At 59.8% G+C, this 17752-nt stretch carries 20 protein-coding genes; 13 read left to right on the top strand and 7 right to left on the bottom strand.

Annotation, left to right across the window (positions count from 1 at the left end; all coding sequences use genetic code 11):
* Position 1 precedes the first annotated feature (1 nt).
* From OA90_RS05730 to OA90_RS05705, 6 genes are read right to left on the bottom strand one after another with little or no spacing between them, the layout of a single operon-like run.
* Positions 2-970, bottom strand: a complete 969-nt coding sequence (locus tag OA90_RS05730) for a branched-chain amino acid ABC transporter permease (RefSeq protein WP_068408395.1) — start codon at positions 968-970, stop codon at positions 2-4.
* Entirely contained in the window at positions 967-1881 is a 915-nt protein-coding gene (locus OA90_RS05725) for a branched-chain amino acid ABC transporter permease (RefSeq protein WP_068408393.1), read from the bottom strand. Before OA90_RS05725 ends, OA90_RS05730 begins: the two co-directional genes overlap by 4 nt.
* Complete coding sequence (locus OA90_RS05720; RefSeq protein ID WP_068408391.1) at positions 1878-2606, bottom strand: ABC transporter ATP-binding protein; 729 nt, start codon at positions 2604-2606, stop codon at positions 1878-1880. The genes OA90_RS05725 and OA90_RS05720 overlap by 4 nt, the downstream gene beginning before the upstream one ends.
* Positions 2599-3372: an ABC transporter ATP-binding protein gene (locus tag OA90_RS05715; protein WP_068408389.1), complete on the bottom strand. Its 774-nt coding sequence runs from the start codon at positions 3370-3372 to the stop codon at positions 2599-2601. The genes OA90_RS05720 and OA90_RS05715 overlap by 8 nt, the downstream gene beginning before the upstream one ends.
* Positions 3365-4471 carry an aldo/keto reductase gene (locus OA90_RS05710; RefSeq protein ID WP_068408387.1) on the bottom strand — a complete coding sequence of 369 codons (1107 nt, stop codon included), beginning with the start codon at positions 4469-4471 and terminating at the stop codon, positions 3365-3367. The genes OA90_RS05715 and OA90_RS05710 overlap by 8 nt, the downstream gene beginning before the upstream one ends.
* Positions 4468-4878, bottom strand: coding sequence for a TIGR04076 family protein (locus tag OA90_RS05705; protein ID WP_068408385.1), 411 nt, complete (start codon positions 4876-4878; stop codon positions 4468-4470). Before OA90_RS05705 ends, OA90_RS05710 begins: the two co-directional genes overlap by 4 nt.
* A 112-nt stretch (positions 4879-4990) precedes the next feature.
* Between OA90_RS05705 and OA90_RS05700 the strand changes: the two genes are divergently transcribed.
* Positions 4991-5641, top strand: a complete 651-nt coding sequence (locus OA90_RS05700) for a GntR family transcriptional regulator (protein ID WP_068408383.1) — start codon at positions 4991-4993, stop codon at positions 5639-5641.
* 10 nt (positions 5642-5651) lie between these two features.
* Positions 5652-7133, top strand: a complete 1482-nt coding sequence (locus tag OA90_RS05695; RefSeq protein WP_068408381.1) for an aldo/keto reductase — start codon at positions 5652-5654, stop codon at positions 7131-7133.
* A 446-nt stretch (positions 7134-7579) separates the two neighbouring features.
* Here OA90_RS05695 and tesB read toward each other — a convergent pair whose 3' ends face one another.
* Positions 7580-8446: an acyl-CoA thioesterase II gene (tesB, locus tag OA90_RS05690; protein ID WP_068408768.1), complete on the bottom strand. Its 867-nt coding sequence runs from the start codon at positions 8444-8446 to the stop codon at positions 7580-7582.
* Positions 8447-8578: 132 nt separating this feature from the next.
* Here tesB and OA90_RS05685 point away from each other — a divergent pair, with 132 nt between their 5' ends.
* From OA90_RS05685 to OA90_RS05635, 11 genes are all read left to right on the top strand, one after another.
* On the top strand, positions 8579-9826 hold the full coding sequence (locus OA90_RS05685; protein WP_068408380.1) for a ubiquinone biosynthesis hydroxylase: 1248 nt from the start codon (positions 8579-8581) through the stop codon (positions 9824-9826).
* 44 nt (positions 9827-9870) lie between these two features.
* The gene (locus OA90_RS05680) at positions 9871-10743 is read left to right on the top strand and encodes an SDR family oxidoreductase (RefSeq protein ID WP_068408378.1); all 873 of its coding nucleotides are present in this window, start codon (positions 9871-9873) and stop codon (positions 10741-10743) included.
* Between the two features lie 64 nt (positions 10744-10807).
* Complete coding sequence (locus tag OA90_RS05675; RefSeq protein WP_068408376.1) at positions 10808-11002, top strand: twin transmembrane helix small protein; 195 nt, start codon at positions 10808-10810, stop codon at positions 11000-11002.
* Positions 11003-11039: 37 nt separating this feature from the next.
* Positions 11040-11615, top strand: a complete 576-nt coding sequence (locus OA90_RS05670) for a cob(I)yrinic acid a,c-diamide adenosyltransferase (RefSeq protein WP_068408374.1) — start codon at positions 11040-11042, stop codon at positions 11613-11615.
* Between the two features lie 46 nt (positions 11616-11661).
* Positions 11662-12354, top strand: coding sequence for a rhomboid family intramembrane serine protease (locus OA90_RS05665; protein WP_068408372.1), 693 nt, complete (start codon positions 11662-11664; stop codon positions 12352-12354).
* 285 nt (positions 12355-12639) lie between these two features.
* Positions 12640-13389: an electron transfer flavoprotein subunit beta/FixA family protein gene (locus OA90_RS05660; RefSeq protein ID WP_068408370.1), complete on the top strand. Its 750-nt coding sequence runs from the start codon at positions 12640-12642 to the stop codon at positions 13387-13389.
* A 21-nt stretch (positions 13390-13410) separates the two neighbouring features.
* Positions 13411-14343, top strand: a complete 933-nt coding sequence (locus OA90_RS05655) for an electron transfer flavoprotein subunit alpha/FixB family protein (RefSeq protein ID WP_068408368.1) — start codon at positions 13411-13413, stop codon at positions 14341-14343.
* Positions 14344-14494: 151 nt separating this feature from the next.
* On the top strand, positions 14495-15376 hold the full coding sequence (locus OA90_RS05650) for a 3-hydroxybutyryl-CoA dehydrogenase (protein ID WP_068408366.1): 882 nt from the start codon (positions 14495-14497) through the stop codon (positions 15374-15376).
* A 6-nt stretch (positions 15377-15382) separates the two neighbouring features.
* Entirely contained in the window at positions 15383-16879 is a 1497-nt protein-coding gene (locus OA90_RS05645; protein WP_068408364.1) for a class I adenylate-forming enzyme family protein, read from the top strand.
* A gap of 76 nt (positions 16880-16955) precedes the next feature.
* The gene (locus OA90_RS05640; protein ID WP_068408362.1) at positions 16956-17159 is read left to right on the top strand and encodes a hypothetical protein; all 204 of its coding nucleotides are present in this window, start codon (positions 16956-16958) and stop codon (positions 17157-17159) included.
* A gap of 298 nt (positions 17160-17457) precedes the next feature.
* Complete coding sequence (locus tag OA90_RS05635; RefSeq protein WP_156510398.1) at positions 17458-17718, top strand: hypothetical protein; 261 nt, start codon at positions 17458-17460, stop codon at positions 17716-17718.
* The last annotated feature ends 34 nt before the right edge of the window (positions 17719-17752 follow it).

Raw genomic sequence — 17752 nt, 5'->3', positions numbered from 1 at the left:
GTTAGTCCCTCTGCTTGTTCCCGGTGTCCACCCCGGGTTGCGAAACGACCAGCCGCTCGGGGAAAAGACCCTGTGGTCTCCAAAGCAGCATGCCGACGATCACCATTCCGATCAGAACAAACTGGATCGAACCGGTATAAAGTTGGGCTTCGACAGGCGCGAAGCGGGACAGGGCCCAGCCGGAAAACGTCCAGGCTCCCCAGATCAGAAAAGCCCCCGCCATAGCGCCCCTGTTGTTGCCGGCTCCACCAACAATCAGCATCGCCCAGATCTGAAAGGTGAGGATCGGCAGAACATCCTGCGGACTGACAAAGGCATAAAAAGTGCCATATAGTCCGCCGGCGAGACCGATGATCACCGAACCGGTGACAAAGGCAGCCAGACGGACCCTGTCCGGTGATTTTCCAAGTGACCGTGCGGCGGTTTCATCCTCGCGGATTGCCCGCAACAACCGCCCGAAAGGCGAAACGGTCAGTCGTTCCAGAAAGACGTACACAAGGGCGAGAAAAGCCAGAACAGCGACCAGAAACACCAGATTGTAGCTAAATCCGCTGCCAAGAAGGTTCTGGAGCGGGCGCTCGAAGCCCCGGATGCCCTGTGCCCCGCCAGTTACGCCGGTTGCGTTGCGCATGACGTTCTCAAAGGCAACGGCAACTCCGAACGTCGCAATCGCCAGATAGTCATGCCTGAGGCGAAGCGTGAGCCTGCCGACCACCCAGGCAAGTCCGCCGGCGAAAGCCATGCCCCCGGCCAGGGCTAGCGGATAAAACAGTTCGAAACCGCCAAGGTGTCCGTCCTGCGGTGTGCCGCCAAGGATCAATGTTCCGTAGGCGCCCGCTCCGAACGAGGCGACAATCCCGCCGTTGAAAAGACCTGTATTGCCCCACTGAAGGTTCAAACCCAGAACGGCGATCGCGAGGATCGCGGCAACGGTTGAAAAAAATACCAGATAGGAAATAAAGCCGATCATGCCCGCGCCTCCCCGAACAGGCCATTGGGGCGCACCAGAAGGACGGCGAGGATCATAAGGAACGGAACCGACGGGCTGTAACCGGATGGCAGGATCACCAGAGCGAGGTTCGAGGCAATGCCGACAATAAAGCCGCCAAGCACTGCACCATAGACGCTGCCTATGCCGCCGACGATGGTCGCGGCAAAGATCGGCAGAACGAGATCGCGCCCCATGACCGGGGTGATCTGAAAGCTGAGGCCATAGAAGATTCCGGCGACCGCTCCGAGCCCGCCGCCGATGACCCAGACAGCAGCGATCATACGTTTCAGGTTGATGCCATGAACCTGCGCAAGTCTGGGATTTTCAGCAACCGCCCGAAGGGAATAACCAAAGGTCGTGCGTGACAAAACCACATGAAGCGCGAACATCAGAACAAGCGCGGCGATCAGAACGAAAACCTGATCCGGCTTCACCAGAAGCAAGGGATCCCGCGACAAGACCATCGCAAAGGCAATCTCGTTGGAATAAAGCTCACCCGACAAACCGAAAATCAGGCCGATCACATTCCGGATGATGAGCGCCATGCCGAAGGACGCAAACACCATTGACAGCTCTTCGCCTTTCTGGCGCACACGCTGGAAAATGAAACGATCTATCAAGACTGCGGAGAGTCCGGTCGCAGCCATCGACAGGATAATCGAAATGGCGAGCGCTCCAGTCATGGAGAGCGGCCCGATTTTTGTCGCCAGCACCGGCGACAGGCTCTCGAAAACCTTGTCGAAAACCAGGGCGCAATAAGCGCCGATCGACAACAGCTCCGCATGCGAAAAATTCGCAAAGCGGAGGATATGCATGGCCATCGTGAGACCGATCGCGCCGAGCGACAGGAATGATCCGACCAGGATACCGTCGACGAGATGCTGGATCATGCTTGCGCCCGCCTTTCCCTGCCCAGATAGATCCGGCCAAGGGCAGGATCCTGAAGGAGATCTGCCGCTGGCCCATCAATCTGGTTGCGGCCTTCCGCAAGGACGTAACAATGATCGGCCCGCTTGAGAGCCTGTTTGACGTTCTGTTCGACCAACAGGATGGTCACGCCCTGCCCGGTCAGCTGTTTGGCATGATCAAGCACTTCTTCAGCGGCCTTTGGCGACAAGCCGGCCGACGGCTCATCCATTAAGATCAGGCCTGGATCTGCGGCAAGGGCCATGGCAACGGCCAGGAACTGCCGCTGCCCGCCTGACAGGGATCCTGCCCTGTCTCGCTGTTTGTCCGCAAGAACCGGAAAGCGGGCGTAGAGCTCGGAGAGTTTTTCATCGGCACGAGCGTGTTTTTGAAGAGCGAGGTCAAGGTTCTGGCGGATTGTCAGCGTTCTGAAGACATTATCCGACTGCGGCACATAGGCAATGCCGACGCTTGTCATGCGGTCGGGCGAAAGGCCCAGAATGCCTTTGCCATCAGCCGTTATTATGCCGTCGCTGATCGGCACCAGTCCGTAAACAGCCTTGATCAAGGTCGACTTTCCAGCTCCATTCGGTCCGATAATGACTGTCAGTTTGCCTCGTTCGGCCGTTAGAGTAACACTGCGCAGGATTGGCAGGTCCGGAACGTAACCGGCCGTCACAGCGTCCACGGTAAGCACGGCATCAGGCATCGACCGGCGCTCCCAGATAAACATCCAACAATACCGGATTGGACTGGGCCTCAGCTGCTGTGCCTTCAAAGATGACACATCCTTCGGCAAGCGCGATCACCGGATCGCAATGCCGCATGACAAAATCCATGTCATGCTCGATGATCAGGAAAGTCTTGCCGTCGCGATTGAGCTCTTCGATCTTGCCGATCAACACTTCCGTGAGGGCCGGATTCACACCGGCGGCCGGTTCGTCCAGGAGGATCAGTTTCGGGTCGCCCATCAGGACGCGGGCCAGTTCCAGAAGTTTCATTTGGCCCCCCGAAATCTTGCCCGCTGGCTGATCGGCCAGTGGGTGAAGTGTGACAAAATCGAGCACCTCGAGCGCGCGCTTGCGGATTGCGGCTTCCTGCGCGCGGATCCTCGCCCGGCCCAATACCGCTGCGAGCAAGCCTTCGCCATCTTGATCCAGAGGCGCGAGCATCACGTTTTCCAACACGCTCATGCGCTTGAAGGGCCGCGGGATTTGAAAGGTCCGGCCCAGTCCAGCCGCAAAACGCCGCTCGGAGGCGAAACCGGAGATGTCCTGTTCATCAAACACCACCCGGCCGGCACTTGGCGCGAGATCCCCGGCAATAACATTGAAAAGCGTCGACTTGCCGGCACCATTCGGGCCGATCAGGCCGGTGATCGACCCGCTCCGGATATTCAGCGAGACCCGGTCAACTGCGACGAAATCGCCGAAAGACCGCGACACACCCTTTAGCTTGAGGATCGGCTCACCCATTGACTGCCCCGGGGCCCGCCCCCAGACCCGCCCCAAGAACCACATCGTCCGGGCGGGTGTTGAGATTGTATTTCATGATCCGGCCGTGGCGTCCGGTCCGATCGCGCTCCAGACCGAACACGTCTCCTTGCGGGCCCGGCGCGGTTTCAAGCAACGCATCGATGCGGGCAAGATCGTCTGCATCCAGTTTGAACCGGAAGACTTCCAGGGTTTTTGGCAAATGACGGGCATAGCGGGCGCCCACAATCGCGGCCGCGACCTGGGGCTGCTGCAGCACCCATCGTGTCGCGACCGAGCTGAGCGATACACCATGGCGACCGCCAATTTCTTTCAACAGCCCCAGCAAGGTCTGGAAGGTGCTCCAGGACCCGAACTCGTCGATGATCAAGCGGTACTTGATCAGGGACCGGTTTTCGAATTCAAAGCCCGGATCTGCTTTGCCCAGCCAGTTTTCGGTGAGAAATCCCCCGGCAAGTGTGCCGTAGCACAACAGTTGGACATCATGGTCCGCCGCCCATGGCACAAGCGCCGTGGCGGCTCGGCGATCAAGAACCGAATACTGAACCTGTGTCGATACCAGATCGATCCCCGCGTCCAGATAGGGCGCCGTTTCGCTTACGTCCCAATTGGTGACCCCCAGATGCGCTATTTTGCCCTTTTCCTGGCAGCGTTTGAGTGCTTCCATTGCCGTTACGGGCGCCCCGATGGCCGTATCCCACCAGTAGAACTGAACCAGATGCAGGCGCTCGATTTGAAGACGCTGCAAGGAGCGGTCTACAATCTCCTCCACGTCCTCCGCCTTGAGATCGGAAAGCCTTTCCAGGTCCGGCACCAGCTTGGTGTGCACCTGGACGCGGTTCGCCGTTTCCGGTCCCCGCCGTCTCCGGACATCGGCAATGAAAGCCCCGATCATCTCCTCAACGCCGGTATAAATATCCGCGCAGTCGAAAGAGGTGATCCCGGCGTCGAGAAAGGCCTCCATATCGGCAATCGCTGCGGCCGGATCGACCGGACCATGGTCGCCTGCGAGCTGCCAACCGCCTTTGATGACGCGTGAGATCGCGCAACCGGGCCTGAGGTCCGCCGTTTCGGTACTCATTGCCCACCCTCCTTCAGCCAGTAGGGCGTGCTGCGCTGATCCGGAAGACCTGTGGTCTCGGAATGGCTGAACCAGCGTTTTTTTGTCCGTGTGATGCGGAACCGGCCTCCACAATGTGGATCCGGACAGGCAACTTCCGCGTCCGTGCTGATCCAGTCATTCGGGCTTGTCAGGCGCTGCTTGGCGGGAAGCAGGGGCAAAACGGCAGCCAGGGCGTACATTGAAATTCGCTGCCCCTTGCCGAAGACGAGAGCCTCCCCCTCAACGGCAAAGCTCTCGCCTTCAATGTGCCGGCACACCGGAGTGCGGCCATCAAGGACCGTCTCGACCTTCAGGTCATAGAGCCAGAATCCATCGCCGGCCTCGGCCGCTGAGTCACGTTCTGTCCCGTCCGCATCTTCCGCCACTGCGCTCCCCACTTTTTTGTTTTCGCGCCTTGCTTGTGATCTGTGATATTTTATACAATATCTAAAAGCCAAGTTGTCAAGAAAAGAAGCAAACGCGGCCAAAGGTTGAGGGATGAACGAGCCAAAGATTGCCAGGATCGATCAGTCGAAACTGAGAGAAAGCGTCTATGACGCCTTGCGCGATGCGTTCACGCGCGGTGCATTTGCGCCGGGTGAAAGTGTCAGCCTGCGCACGCTGGCCGATCAGCTGGGCACCTCAATGACGCCGGTGCGTGAGGCTGTCCGCCGTCTTGTGGCGGAAGGTGCGCTTGTCGACACGCCCAGCCGGACCCTGGAAGTGCCGCCCTTTGACGCAGACCGTATGCGCGAGCTGAAATCTGCCCGCCTGGCCCTGGAAGCCATTTTGCTGAATGAAGCGATGGACCACATCGATGCTGCTGCGATCAATGCACTCGCAGCAATCATTGCGCGGCCTCGAATCGAAGGTGAGCTGCCGGATCTGACGCAAAATTACGAATTTCATTTCAATCTTTACCGGCAATCCCGATCCCAGGTCATTCTGCCCCTCGTCGAGGCGCTTTGGCTGCAATATGGCGCGTTTCTGAACCTCGTCGTTCAGGAAAAGGCCGCTCTGGAAACTCCGGAACACATTCACCACGAAGAAATCATCGCAGCCCTAAGGGTCAAGGACCGCGCGGCCGCGCAAAAAGCACTTGCCCAGGACATTGAGCGCAGTTTCAAGCTGCTCCTGCCCGAAACCTGAAGGATTGCCGATGACCATCCATCCGCCTCGCCAGATCCTTGCCAATGGCCTGGAAATCAGCCGAATCCTGACGGGTCTTTGGCAGGTGGCCGACATCGAGAAGAACGGACCGCAACTCGATCCTGAGACTGGTGCGGATCACCTGGAAGCCTATCTGAACGCCGGTTTCACGACCTTCGACATGGCCGATCACTATGGTAGCGCGGAAATCATCTCCGGCCGGTTGCTTGCTCGGCACAAGGGAGAAAACCGCCCTCAGGTTTTCACCAAATGGTGCCCGGAACCGGGCCCGATGACCGCCGAAGTGGTGCGCGCGGGCGTCCAGGAGCGGCTTGATCGGCTGGGCACCGGCTGCATTGATCTTTTGCAGTTCCATTGGTGGAGCTTTGAACATCCGGCCTGGTTGGACGCGCTTCACGAAATAACGAAACTCAAGAACGAAGGGCTGATCAAGGCCCTCGGCGTCACCAACTTTGACGCCGCACATCTGCGCCTTGCCCTTTCCGACGGGATTCCGCTCATCAGCAACCAGGTGTCCTTTTCCATGATCGATCGCCGTGCGCTCGGGCCCTTGTCCAGCCTTTGTGCCGAAAGAGGCGTTCGCCTGCTCGGCTACGGCACCTTGTGTGGCGGATTTCTGTCGGACCGCTGGCTCGGCAAGGCAGAACCTGCCGAGATCGCCGACTGGTCGAAGATGAAATACAAGCGTTTCATCGATGCGGCGGGCGGTTGGGACGGTTTCCAGACCGTTCTTCAAGCAGCGAGTTCCATCGCACAGAAACACGCCGTATCGCTTGCCAACGTGGCGACCCGCTGGGTGATGGAACAGCCCGCGGTCGCGGGGGTGATTGTCGGCGCCCGGCTCGGCGAGAGCGAGCATATGGCAGACAACGCCAAACTGTTTTCCTTCGCGCTGGATGACGACGATCTCGCACTTCTTGATGACAGTTTTTCAAAAACATGCCCGGTACCGGGCGACTGCGGTGATGAATACCGCCGCCCGCCTTTCTTGACGGCCTCCGGAGATCTCAGCCATCACCTGTCTGGAATGCTGCGGGCCCATGAGGCGGCCCCCGCCCCGCACCGGCCGGATGCAACACAGGTCTTGACGGGATCCGATTGGGAGGAGATCGCCGGATATTGCCGCGCGCACCGGATCGGCAACCGGATTATTGTCTCCGGCACGACGGCTGTCGCTGGTGCCTCCAGGGCCGTTGCCCCCGGTGATGCGGCAGCCCAGACAACATTCATTCTCGACAAGATCCTCGCCGCGCTCTCGGCACTTGGCGCAACGGCCAAGGATGTCGTGCGGACCCGTATCTTCATCACGGACGAGAACGATGTGCTCGATATTTCCCGCGCGCACGGCCGCGTCTTTTCGCAGATCAAGCCTGCAAATACGCTGGTTGTCGTGGCAGGATTGATTGGTGATCACAAGGTCGAGATTGAAGCGGAAGCCCTTTTACACGATGGCGCGGCGAAACGGGACTAGTAGGCGGGCGTAAGTGCCTGTGAAGACAGGACAAGCATCTCTATGCGTATTTGAAGCGGGATCGACTTTCGCTGGAACCTCCGCAGACACTTCCAGACCAGTCTTGACGCACTGTTCGGCTTTGCTGCGCAGCACGCTTGTTACCTGTCGCAGCCGCGAACAGCGTTGTCAGCAACGGCAATGGAACGACTTCTCAGTGAGATCAAGCGTATCGCCGAAAACGCGGTGCGACCTTCGCACTCTCGACAAGGACGAGTGTTACGCAAGATGGCCACGATTTCTAAATAGTTGCATCGCTGCGAAAGTCCGCTCGCCACCGGCCATCCTGTAAATCTGCTGTGTGTAAAATGAATGCCTGCTTGCGGGCTCAGGCTTCAAAGCGGCGAACGTCCGTATCGGCCTGACGAATCGCGCCGGATGTTCCGGTTCCTGATCGCCCTTGCCTTTCACTCCTTCCGGCGCAGCCGGATCAGGCCTTCCTGTGCGGTGGAGGCGATGAGGGTGCCGTCTCTGGTGTAAAGCGCGCCGCGGTTCATGCCGCGCGATCCGGAGGAAGACATGCTGTCGGTTGCGTAGAGCAGCCAGTCGTCCGCGCGGAACGGGCGGTGGAACCACATGGCATGGTCGAGGCTGGCGGCCTGGATCTTCGGGCTGAAGACGGATGTGCCGTGGGGAAACAGCGAGGTATCCAGCAGTGTCATGTCGGAGGCATAGGCGAGGACGCACTGGTGGATGCGTTCGTCGTCCGGCAGCGGCCCGCTGGCGCGGACCCAGACATACTGCTGCGGGGGCAGGGGTTTCTTGCTGAAATAATGGGTCATGTCGACCGGGCGCATCTCGATCGGCCGTTCCCGTTCCCAGTAGCGGCGGATGTTTTCCGGCGCCATGGTCAGGAACTTGTCCTTAAGCTCCTGTTCGCTCGGCAGGTCTTCGGGCGCCGGCACATCCGGCATGTCGCTCTGGTGTTCGAGGCCTTCCTCGATTACCTGGAAAGACGCGGACATGGAAAAGATCGCCTCGCCGTGCTGAATTGCGACGACCCGTCGTGTGGTGAAGCTGCCGCCGTCGCGAATCCGGTCGACCTCGTAGATGATCGGCACCTCCGGATCGCCGGGGCGCATGAAATAACCGTGGAGGGAATGAACGTGCCTGTCCTCCACCACCGTCCGGGACGCCGCGACAAGCGCCTGGCCGATGACCTGGCCGCCGAAGACACGTTGCCAGCCGGCCTGGGGGCTGCGACCACGGAACAGGTTGCGCTCCAGCGGTTCCAGGTCGAGTATCTGCAGAAGGTTGTCGATGGCCCTGTTCATCGGCGCGATCCCTGTTAGATAGAGTGCCGGATATTGAAGCCGGGTCAACCGGCCTTACGTGCACTCTTGAACGTCACCTGACGTTAAAGTCAAGATGTCGTTCGGGAAGGTGGCGGCAAGGAGATAGAGACGATGGCCAAGAAGGCAAAGACAAGCGGTTCGTCGGACATGTTCGATGTCGTGATCGTTGGCGGTGGCTATGTGGGCCTTTCGCTGGCCGTAGCCCTGAAGCAGGGCGATGCCGGTCTGGCATGCGCGGTGGTCGATCCCAAGCCGATGGATCAGCTCCACAAGGACCCGAGGGCGTCAGCCATCGCGGCTGCCGCTTCGCGCATGCTGACACAGCTGGGCATCTGGCAGCAGATCGAGGCCGAATCCCAGCCGATCAACGAAATGATCGTGACCGACAGTCGGCTGCGCGATGCCGTGCGTCCGGTTTTCCTGACCTTCGACGGGGAGGCGACCGAAGGGGAGGCCTTTGCCCATATGATGCCCAACGGCATCATGATGCCGGCGCTCTACAAGGCGGCCAAGAAACTCGGTGTATCCTTCTTCGCGCCCGCGACGGCCGATGGTTTCCGCACACTTCCGGACCATGCGGAAATTACGCTTGAAGATGGCTCCCTGCTGAAGAGCCGGCTGCTGGTCGCGGCGGACGGTGTGCGCTCCAGGCTCCGCGATCTGGCGGGTATCCGCACTGTCAACTGGGACTACGGCCAGTCCGGCATCGTGACGACGGTCGCGCATGAGCGCCCGCATGAAGGCCGGGCGGAAGAGCATTTTCTGCCCGCAGGCCCATTCGCCATTCTGCCCCTGCCCGGCAACCGGTCTTCGCTTGTCTGGACGGAAAAGACGGCCGATGCGGACCGTTTGGTGCGCTCCGACGATTTTACTTTCGAGCTGGAGCTGGAGCGCCGGTTCGGCCATCACCTCGGTGCGCTCAAGCTGGAAGGCCCGCGCCGGGCCTACCCGCTGGGGCTGAAACTGGCGCGGGATTTCGTGAAGCCGCGCTTCGCCCTGATCGGCGATGCAGCTCACGGCATTCATCCGATTGCCGGACAGGGTCTCAATCTCGGTTTCAAGGATGTCGCGGCGCTTGCCGAGGTGCTGGTGGACGCGCGCCGCCTCGGGCAGGACCTGGGCGGTCTCGACGTTCTGGAGCGCTATCAGCGCTGGCGCCGGTTCGACACGTTCCAGATGGGCGTGGTTACGGATGTCCTCAACAGGCTTTTTTCGAACGACAACGATTTTCTGCGCGCCGTGCGGGACTTCGGTCTCGGTCTCGTTGATCGCATGCCGGGCATCAAGACACAGTTTATCCGGGAAGCCGCCGGCTTTGCGGGGCCGGTTCCTAAATTGCTTTCAGGTGAACCAATCTGATAGGAGTTCGGGACCGAAATATTTCACCACCGGATTCTTCCTGAATGAGTGGCTACCCCGACAGTTTTCCCGAACCGAAATCCATACTGATAACGGGGTGTTCCTCCGGCATCGGTGCCGCGGCATGCCGCATACTGCGAGGGCGCGACTGGCGGGTGTTTGCTTCCGCCCGGTCCCAGCAGGATGTGGACCGGCTGAAGGACGGAGGGTTCGAGGCCTACCGTCTGGATTATGAGGATACCGACAGTATCCGTGCGACGGCCGATGCCGTGCTCGAGAGGACGGACGGCAAGCTCAATGCGGTTTTCAACAATGGCGCCTTTGCTGTGCCCGGCGCGGTGGAAGATCTTCCGACAGCAGCGCTGCGGGCCCTTTTCGAAGCGAATTTCTTCGGCTGGCACGATCTGACGAGGCAGCTCCTGCCTGCCATGCGGGCCAACGGGTCCGGACGCATCGTGCAGTGTTCGTCGGTGCTTGGGCTGGTGGCGTTGAAATACCGCGGCGCCTATAATGCCTCGAAATTTGCCCTGGAGGCCTATTCGGACACGCTGCGGCAGGAACTGGCCGGGACGGGTCTGCATGTGTCGCTTATCGAGCCGGGACCGATCGCAACGAAGTTCACCGAAAATGCCCTGGCGAATTTCGACCGCTGGATCGGTGAGGACGGATCGAAGTCCTCGGTCCATCGGGAAACCTACGAAAAACAGCGCCAACGCATGGAAGCGGGAGAGCCGGGGCCGTTCAAGCTGCGCCCGGAGGCGGTCGTCAAAAAGCTCATTCATGCAGTGGAGGCGAAGCGGCCCAGGGCGCGCTATCATGTCACTGTTCCGACAACCGTCATGGCTGTGGCAAAACGGCTGTTGCCGACAGGTCTTCTCGACCGTTTCTGCATTTGGGCCGCCGACGGCGGAAAATAGCTCCCCGGACCGCGGGTTCATGAAACGCAGGCCGGGTGCGGCGCGGGGCTGAAAAGGATAAAAAATGGCTGACATCATCAACACTCTTATTCCGATCGGGCTGGCGGCCGTGGCTATCGTCCTGCTGCTCGGCATCTGGAACATGTTCCGCAACGGACCGGCGAACCGTTCGCAGATGCTCATGCGCTGGCGGGTCGGGCTGCAGTTTCTGGTCATTGTCCTGGTGATGGGCGGGCTCTATTTCTTCGGCAACCGCTGACGGATATCGTTGACGGAAATTTGGGGGACGGCGAGCAATGGTTATTCTGAACAAGATCTACACAAAGACCGGGGATGACGGCACCACCGCGCTGGGTTCCGGCGAACGCCGGCCGAAGAACGATCTGAGGGTCGAGGCCTACGGCACGGTGGACGAAACCAATGCGGTTGTCGGGCTGGTCAGGCTGCATACGGGTGAAACCGTGCCGGAGGTCGATGCCTTTCTCGGTTCTGTCCAGAACGATCTGTTCGATCTCGGAGCCGATCTCGCCACACCGGAGACGGACGAGGACCTCGGCTACGAGCCGCTGCGCGTCACCGATGCCCAGGTGGAAGCCATCGAGCAGGCGATTGATGTGCTGAATGCGGATCTGTCGACCTTGCGGTCTTTCGTGCTGCCTGGCGGGAGTTCGGCATCAGCGCATCTGCATCTTGCCCGGACGGTCTCGCGGCGCGCGGAACGGCTGATTGTGGAACTTGCAGGCAGAGAGAAGGTCAATCCGGCCGCCGTGCGCTACATGAACCGCCTGTCGGACTATTTTTTTGTCGCGTCCCGTTATCTGAACGACAAGGGCGGACAGGATGTTCTCTGGGTGCCGGGCCAGAACCGGTAACCGGTAACAGGCAACGGGCGCGGCAGGACGAGGGCCCGGAGGGCAGATGTTTATTCCACTTTACGATCATAACCGGCGGGTCCATGTCCCCCACCCTTATGTGAACCTGACGATCATCGCTGCGAATGTGTTGATCTTCCTGCTGTACCAGGGCGCGGGCAATCAGCAGGCTGTCGGCGCCTCCTCGTATTCCTTCGGGCTGATACCAGCGGTGTTTTTCGATGTTCGCGAACTCTCGCCGCACCTGCAATTGCTGCCGGAGTGGATGTCGATCGTCACCTATGCCTTCCTGCACGGCGGGTATATGCACCTCATCGGCAACATGCTGTTCCTGTGGGTGTTCGGTGACAATGTCGAAGATGCCATGGGGCATGTCCGCTACCTGGCTTTCTACCTGATCTGCGCGGCAGCGGGCGGTTATGCCTATGCGGTTCTCGACATGAATTCGGAAGTGCCGCTGATCGGGGCGTCAGGCGCCGTATCGGGTGTGGTCGCCGCCTATCTGATGCTGCATCCGCGCGTGAAGATCTGGGTGCTGGCGCTCGGCCGGATTCCGCTGCGGCTGACGGCCAACTGGTTGCTGGGCGCCTGGATTCTCTACCAGATCGTCAACGCTCTCGTTGTGGAAGGAGGCCAGGTGGCTTTCATCGCGCATGTCGGCGGATTGGTTGCGGGGGCTATTCTGGTCGTCTTCTTCCGGCGCAAGGGTGTGCAGCTGTTCGACAGGAACACTGCCTGAGGATTTTCCGGATTGCGGCGGGTACCGGGCCTTCCACGGTCCCGTGGCGGATGGACCCGAAGCAGGGCCGAACTGTCATCTTTGCGACGCTTGATTTTCCAGGCGCGGCAATTTGCTGCGTTAAACCGATTAGCCCAATTGACAGGTGCCGTGCTGGTCAGTACGGTCCCCCGCCATGCGCTACGATTGGCTCAATTCCGCCGTTTGTGACCTTTGGTCACCTCGGGGCGGAGAGCCTGAGAATGCGGTGCGGTGAAAGCCGGCCCAGCAAGAGGTTGAGACCAGATGAAAATCCTCGTACCCGTCAAGCGGGTGATCGATTACAACGTGAAAGTCCGTGTCAAGGCGGATGGTTCGGGTGTCGATCTTGCGAACGTCAAGATGTCTATGAATCCGTTCGACGAAATTTCCGTCGAAGAAGCCCTGCGGCTGAAAGAAGCCGGTAAGGCGACCGAGGTGATCGTTGTGTCCGTCGGTCCGCAGCAGGCCACCGAAACGCTCAGAACCGGCCTTGCCATGGGCGCCGACCGGGGCATTCTCGTGAAGACGGATGCCACCACCGAGCCTCTGGCCGTGGCAAAAATCCTCAAGGCGATCGTGGAAGCCGAGGAGCCTGGGCTCGTGATCCTCGGCAAGCAGGCGATCGACGACGACTGCAACCAGACCGGCCAGATGCTTGCGGCCCTGCTCGGCTGGAGCCAGGGCACCTTCGCGTCGAAGGTCGATCTCGGCGACGGCACCGTCGATGTGACCCGCGAAGTGGATGGCGGCCTGCAGACCGTCAAACTGAAGCTCCCGGCAATCGTCACCACGGACCTGCGTCTCAATGAACCGCGTTACGCGTCGCTGCCGAACATCATGAAGGCGAAGAAGAAGCCGATCGACGAGAAATCTCCGGACGATTTCGGCGTCGACATTTCGCCGCGGCTGACTGTTGTCTCCACAACCGAACCGCCTGCGCGTCAGGCCGGTATCAAGGTCGGATCCGTCAGCGAACTCGTCGAGAAACTCAAGAACGAGGCCGGTGTCCTTTAAGGGCGTTGCAGGAGAATCAAAATGACAACACTTCTTGTGGCTGAACACGCCGGCGGCGCACTGAACGATATGACGGCCAAGGCGCTGACGGCGGCCGTTGCGCTGGGCTCCGATGTCCATATTCTTGTGGTCGGCAAAGGCGTTCAAAGTGTCGCGGAAGCCGCCGCGAAACTTTCCGGCGCTGCCAAGGTGCTCGTCGCCGAAGACGACGCTCTGGAGCACCAGCTTGCCGAGCCGACCGCTGACCTGATTGTCGGACTGGCGGGCGATTACGACGCCATCGTCGCGCCGGCGACCGCCAACGGCAAAAACACGCTGCCGCGCGTCGCCGCTCTTCTGGACGTGATGCAGATCTCCGACATCACCGCCGTTGTCGATGCGGACACATTCGAGCGTCCGATCTATGCCGGCAACGCCCTTCAGACCGTCAAGTCCGGGGACCCGAAAAAGGTCATCACGGTGCGGACCTCCACTTTCGCGGCAGCGGAAGACGGCGGTTCGGCGGCCATTGAAGCCATTGCGGGTACAGCATCGGACGGATTGTCGGAATTCGTCGGAGAGGAACTTTCCAAATCCGATCGTCCGGAACTGACCTCCGCGAAGATCATCATTTCCGGTGGCCGCGCCCTTGGATCGGAAGAAAAGTTCCAGGAAGTCATCATGCCGGTGGCCGATGCGCTCGGCGCAGCCGTCGGCGCTTCCCGTGCCGCGGTCGATGCCGGCTATGCTCCGAACGACTGGCAGGTGGGTCAGACCGGCAAGGTCGTCGCACCGGATCTCTACATTGCCTGCGGTATTTCCGGAGCGATCCAGCATCTGGCAGGCATGAAGGATTCCAAGGTGATCGTCGCGATCAACAAGGATGAAGAAGCGCCGATCTTCCAGGTAGCCGACTACGGTCTCGTCGCCGATCTGTTCGATGTGCTGCCCGAATTGAAAGCTGCCGTTGAGTAACGCCTGCGGCAAATTCAACACGGACCCCGTTGCGATTGACAGTTTTCGCTTCGGGGTCCTTGCTGTTCGGCGCAAGACTTGCCAAAAATAGCCTCAACACGGTGATCGGGCCGGCGATCAGGGTATTTTTTTTAAAGATCGGAATCTCAGGATGGCTGTCGAAATCAAAAAAGTCGGCATTATTGGCTCGGGTCAAATGGGCAGCGGTATTGCGCATGTGTGCGCGCTCGCCGGCTATGATGTCGCCTTGAGCGACATTTCCATGGAGCGGATAGAGTCGGGGCTGGCTTCGATCAACGGCAACATGGCGCGCCAGGTTTCCAAATCGCTTATCACCGAAGAAGTCAGAAAGGCGGCGCTCGACCGGATCAAGCCCGCCGAGGACCTCGACCTCGTCAGCGATGCCGATCTGGTGATTGAATCCGCGGTCGAAAACGAGCAGGTCAAGCGGAAGATATTTTCGCAGCTTTGCCCGATCCTGAAACCGGAAGCCATTCTGGCGACAAACACGTCGTCGATTTCCATCACCCGCCTTGCCGCGACAACCGATCGTCCGGAACGCTTCATCGGCATCCACTTCATGAACCCGGTTCCCTTGATGGAGCTCGTGGAGCTGGTGCGCGGCATCGCCACCGAGGACGAAACCTTCGACGCCTCAAGGGAGTTCTGCGACCGTCTCGGCAAACAGGTTGCGGTCGCCGAGGATTTCCCGGGCTTCATGGTCAACCGGATCCTTCTGCCGATGATCAACGAAGCGATCTATACGCTCTACGAAGGCGTCGGTTCGGTCGAGTCGATCGACAAGGCCATGCGTCTGGGTGCGAACCACCCGATGGGTCCGCTGCAACTGGCGGATTTCATCGGCCTGGACACCTGTCTGTCGATCATGCAGGTGCTCTATGAGGGCCTGGCGGATACCAAATACCGCCCGTGTCCGCTGCTGGTGAAATATGTCGAGGCCGGCTGGCTCGGCCGCAAGACCCAGCGCGGATTTTACGATTATCGTGGCGAGACACCTGTCCCGACGCGATAGGTCCCGATGAATCTCGCACGGTACTGTCTGACCGGGGCGGGCGCCGACCCGGGCAAGACGGCGCTGGAAGTGGTCGGGTCAGGCGGGGAACTTCTGGAAGTCCACACATTCGAAGCGATCACGCAATCGGTTCTGTCCGTCGCGGGAGGACTTGCGGCCGCCGGTCTTCAGGCCGGAGACAGGGTTTTACTGCGCATTGGGCATTCGAGCGATTTTCCGCTGCTGTTTTTCGGCGCGATCGCCGGTGGCTTCGTTCCGGTGCCGACATCCACGCTGCTGACGTCCTTTGAGACAGAGGCGATCCTGAAAGATAGCGGCGCGTCGATGGTGCTGCATGACGGCAAGACTACACTGCCGATGAGCGCGGAAGTTCCTTTCCTGGGTCCCGAGGACGTCGACGCGTTGAAACGTTTCTCCGCTGCCGATTTCGCGGATACCGGCCGGGATGATCCGGCTTTTCTGATCTACACCTCCGGAACGAGCGGTGCACCGAAGGGCGTTCGGCACGCACATCGGGCGGCTGCGGCCCGTGCGCCGATGTATCGTGGCTGGTATGGCATCTCCCGCACAGACCGGCTGTTGCATGCGGGTGCCTTCAACTGGACCTACACGCTTGGTGTCGGACTGATGGACCCCTGGGCAAATGGCGCGACCAGTATTGTCTATGATGGTCCCCGCGACCCGGAGATCTGGCCGCTGATTCTGGAGGCCAGCCACGCCAGCCTTTTCGCCGCCGTTCCGAGCCTCTACCGGCGGATCCTGAAATACGGAGACGTCTCGGCTGCTGCCTTTCCGGCGCTGCGTCACGGATTGACTGCCGGGGAGGCGCTTTCGGCCGGGCTTTATCGCGACTGGAGGGAGCGGTCGGGCCGCGAACTTTATGAAGCCCTCGGCATGAGCGAGATTTCGACCTATCTTTCCAGCGGCCCCGATGTGCCGGTGAAACCGGGATCGCCGGGAAAGCCACAGGCCGGACGCAAGGTGGCGATTGTGAACGAGGACCCGTCCGCAGACACGGAGTTCGTGGTGGCGGGGGAAACCGGTCTTCTGGCCATTCACCGCGACGAGCCCGGTTTGATGCTGGGATACTGGAACCGCCCGGAGGAAACGGCGGCGGCGTTCAATGGTGACTGGTTTTTGACGGGAGACCGGGCCCGCAGGGATGAGGATGGCTACTACTGGTATGAAGGGCGTTGCGACGATCTGATGAATGCCTTCGGCTACCGCGTCGCGCCGGAGGAGGTGGAACGGGTTCTGGCGGCGGATCCGCAGGTGCTGGAAGTGGCCGTCAAATCGGTGGCGGCAAGTGCAGGCGTTAGCCTGATCACGGCATTTGTCGTCCCTCGAGATCGCGACAGTTTCGATACGGATCGCCTTGCCGGCCACGCCATGTCCGCCCTTGCCGACTACAAGCGCCCCAAGGTCTACCGGGTTGTCGACCAGTTGCCGCGCACACCGTCCGGCAAGATACGCCGGAAAGCGCTCGGCAAAGACGGGAATTGACAGGGTAAGCGTTTGTTAACGCTTGTTTAAGGGCTGAAAGTTACGGTGCGGTTTCAATCAGGGGAACCCGTTCGCTATGGACAGCGCTGGAATTGCCAACACCTATGTTGCCATGACTCAAGCCCAGACGGGTCAGCAGTTGCAGTCCGCCATGATGAAAATGGCGGCCGAGCAGGACGCCAGCCTGGTTGCTCTCCTGCAGGAAGGCGCTGACAATCTTCAGGCGGTCCAGGCAGCTCCTGCCGAGGGTCTGGGGACCCAGGTCGACGTCACCGCCTGATACCTTTCCTTCTTCAAGTTCTTAACAGCAGCCGTGTTCCGAGCCCTTCGGAAGGCGGTTTCTTGCGTTCAGGCATCTCGTTCGGGTGGTGAATGACCGATAAGGAACGGCTGCACGTTTTCCTGGATGTTGAGTAACTTCAAGACATTGTTCGACAGTGATTAAAAATTTAGAAAAAACTTCTTTTGTCTATGAAGATATCTTCAATCAACCGAAGCGTTTCATTTTTAAATTTACCTTTAAATCCGGTTGTCTGATGCAAAATAGCCTTTGAATAATTTCATGGATTGGAATGGCCATGCCCGCTTCAATAGGGACTGGAACATCTCAGGCTTATCAACCCTCGCTGAGTTCGGCGCGAACGGAAAAGGCTGCGGCTCAGGCGGAAGCGGCCAAGATCCGGCAGTCCGAAGCTGTGGCCGAAACGGTCAAACGTCAGGCCAATTTCAGTTCGAACCGGGCTGAGGTCCTGTCGCGGCAGGCCGAACAGATGGAGAATCGCGTGCAATCGCAGGATCCCGGAAAAGGGCTCGGCGGTCAGGTCGATATCACGGTCTAAAGAATTCTGGTTACAGCTGAGAGCAGGTGGCTCT

This window comes from Labrenzia sp. OB1 (genome assembly GCF_001624695.1).
GTDB lineage: Bacteria > Pseudomonadota > Alphaproteobacteria > Rhizobiales > Stappiaceae > Roseibium.
Note: the sequence above shows the minus strand (reverse complement) of the source record. Positions and strands in the feature narration are given on the sequence as shown.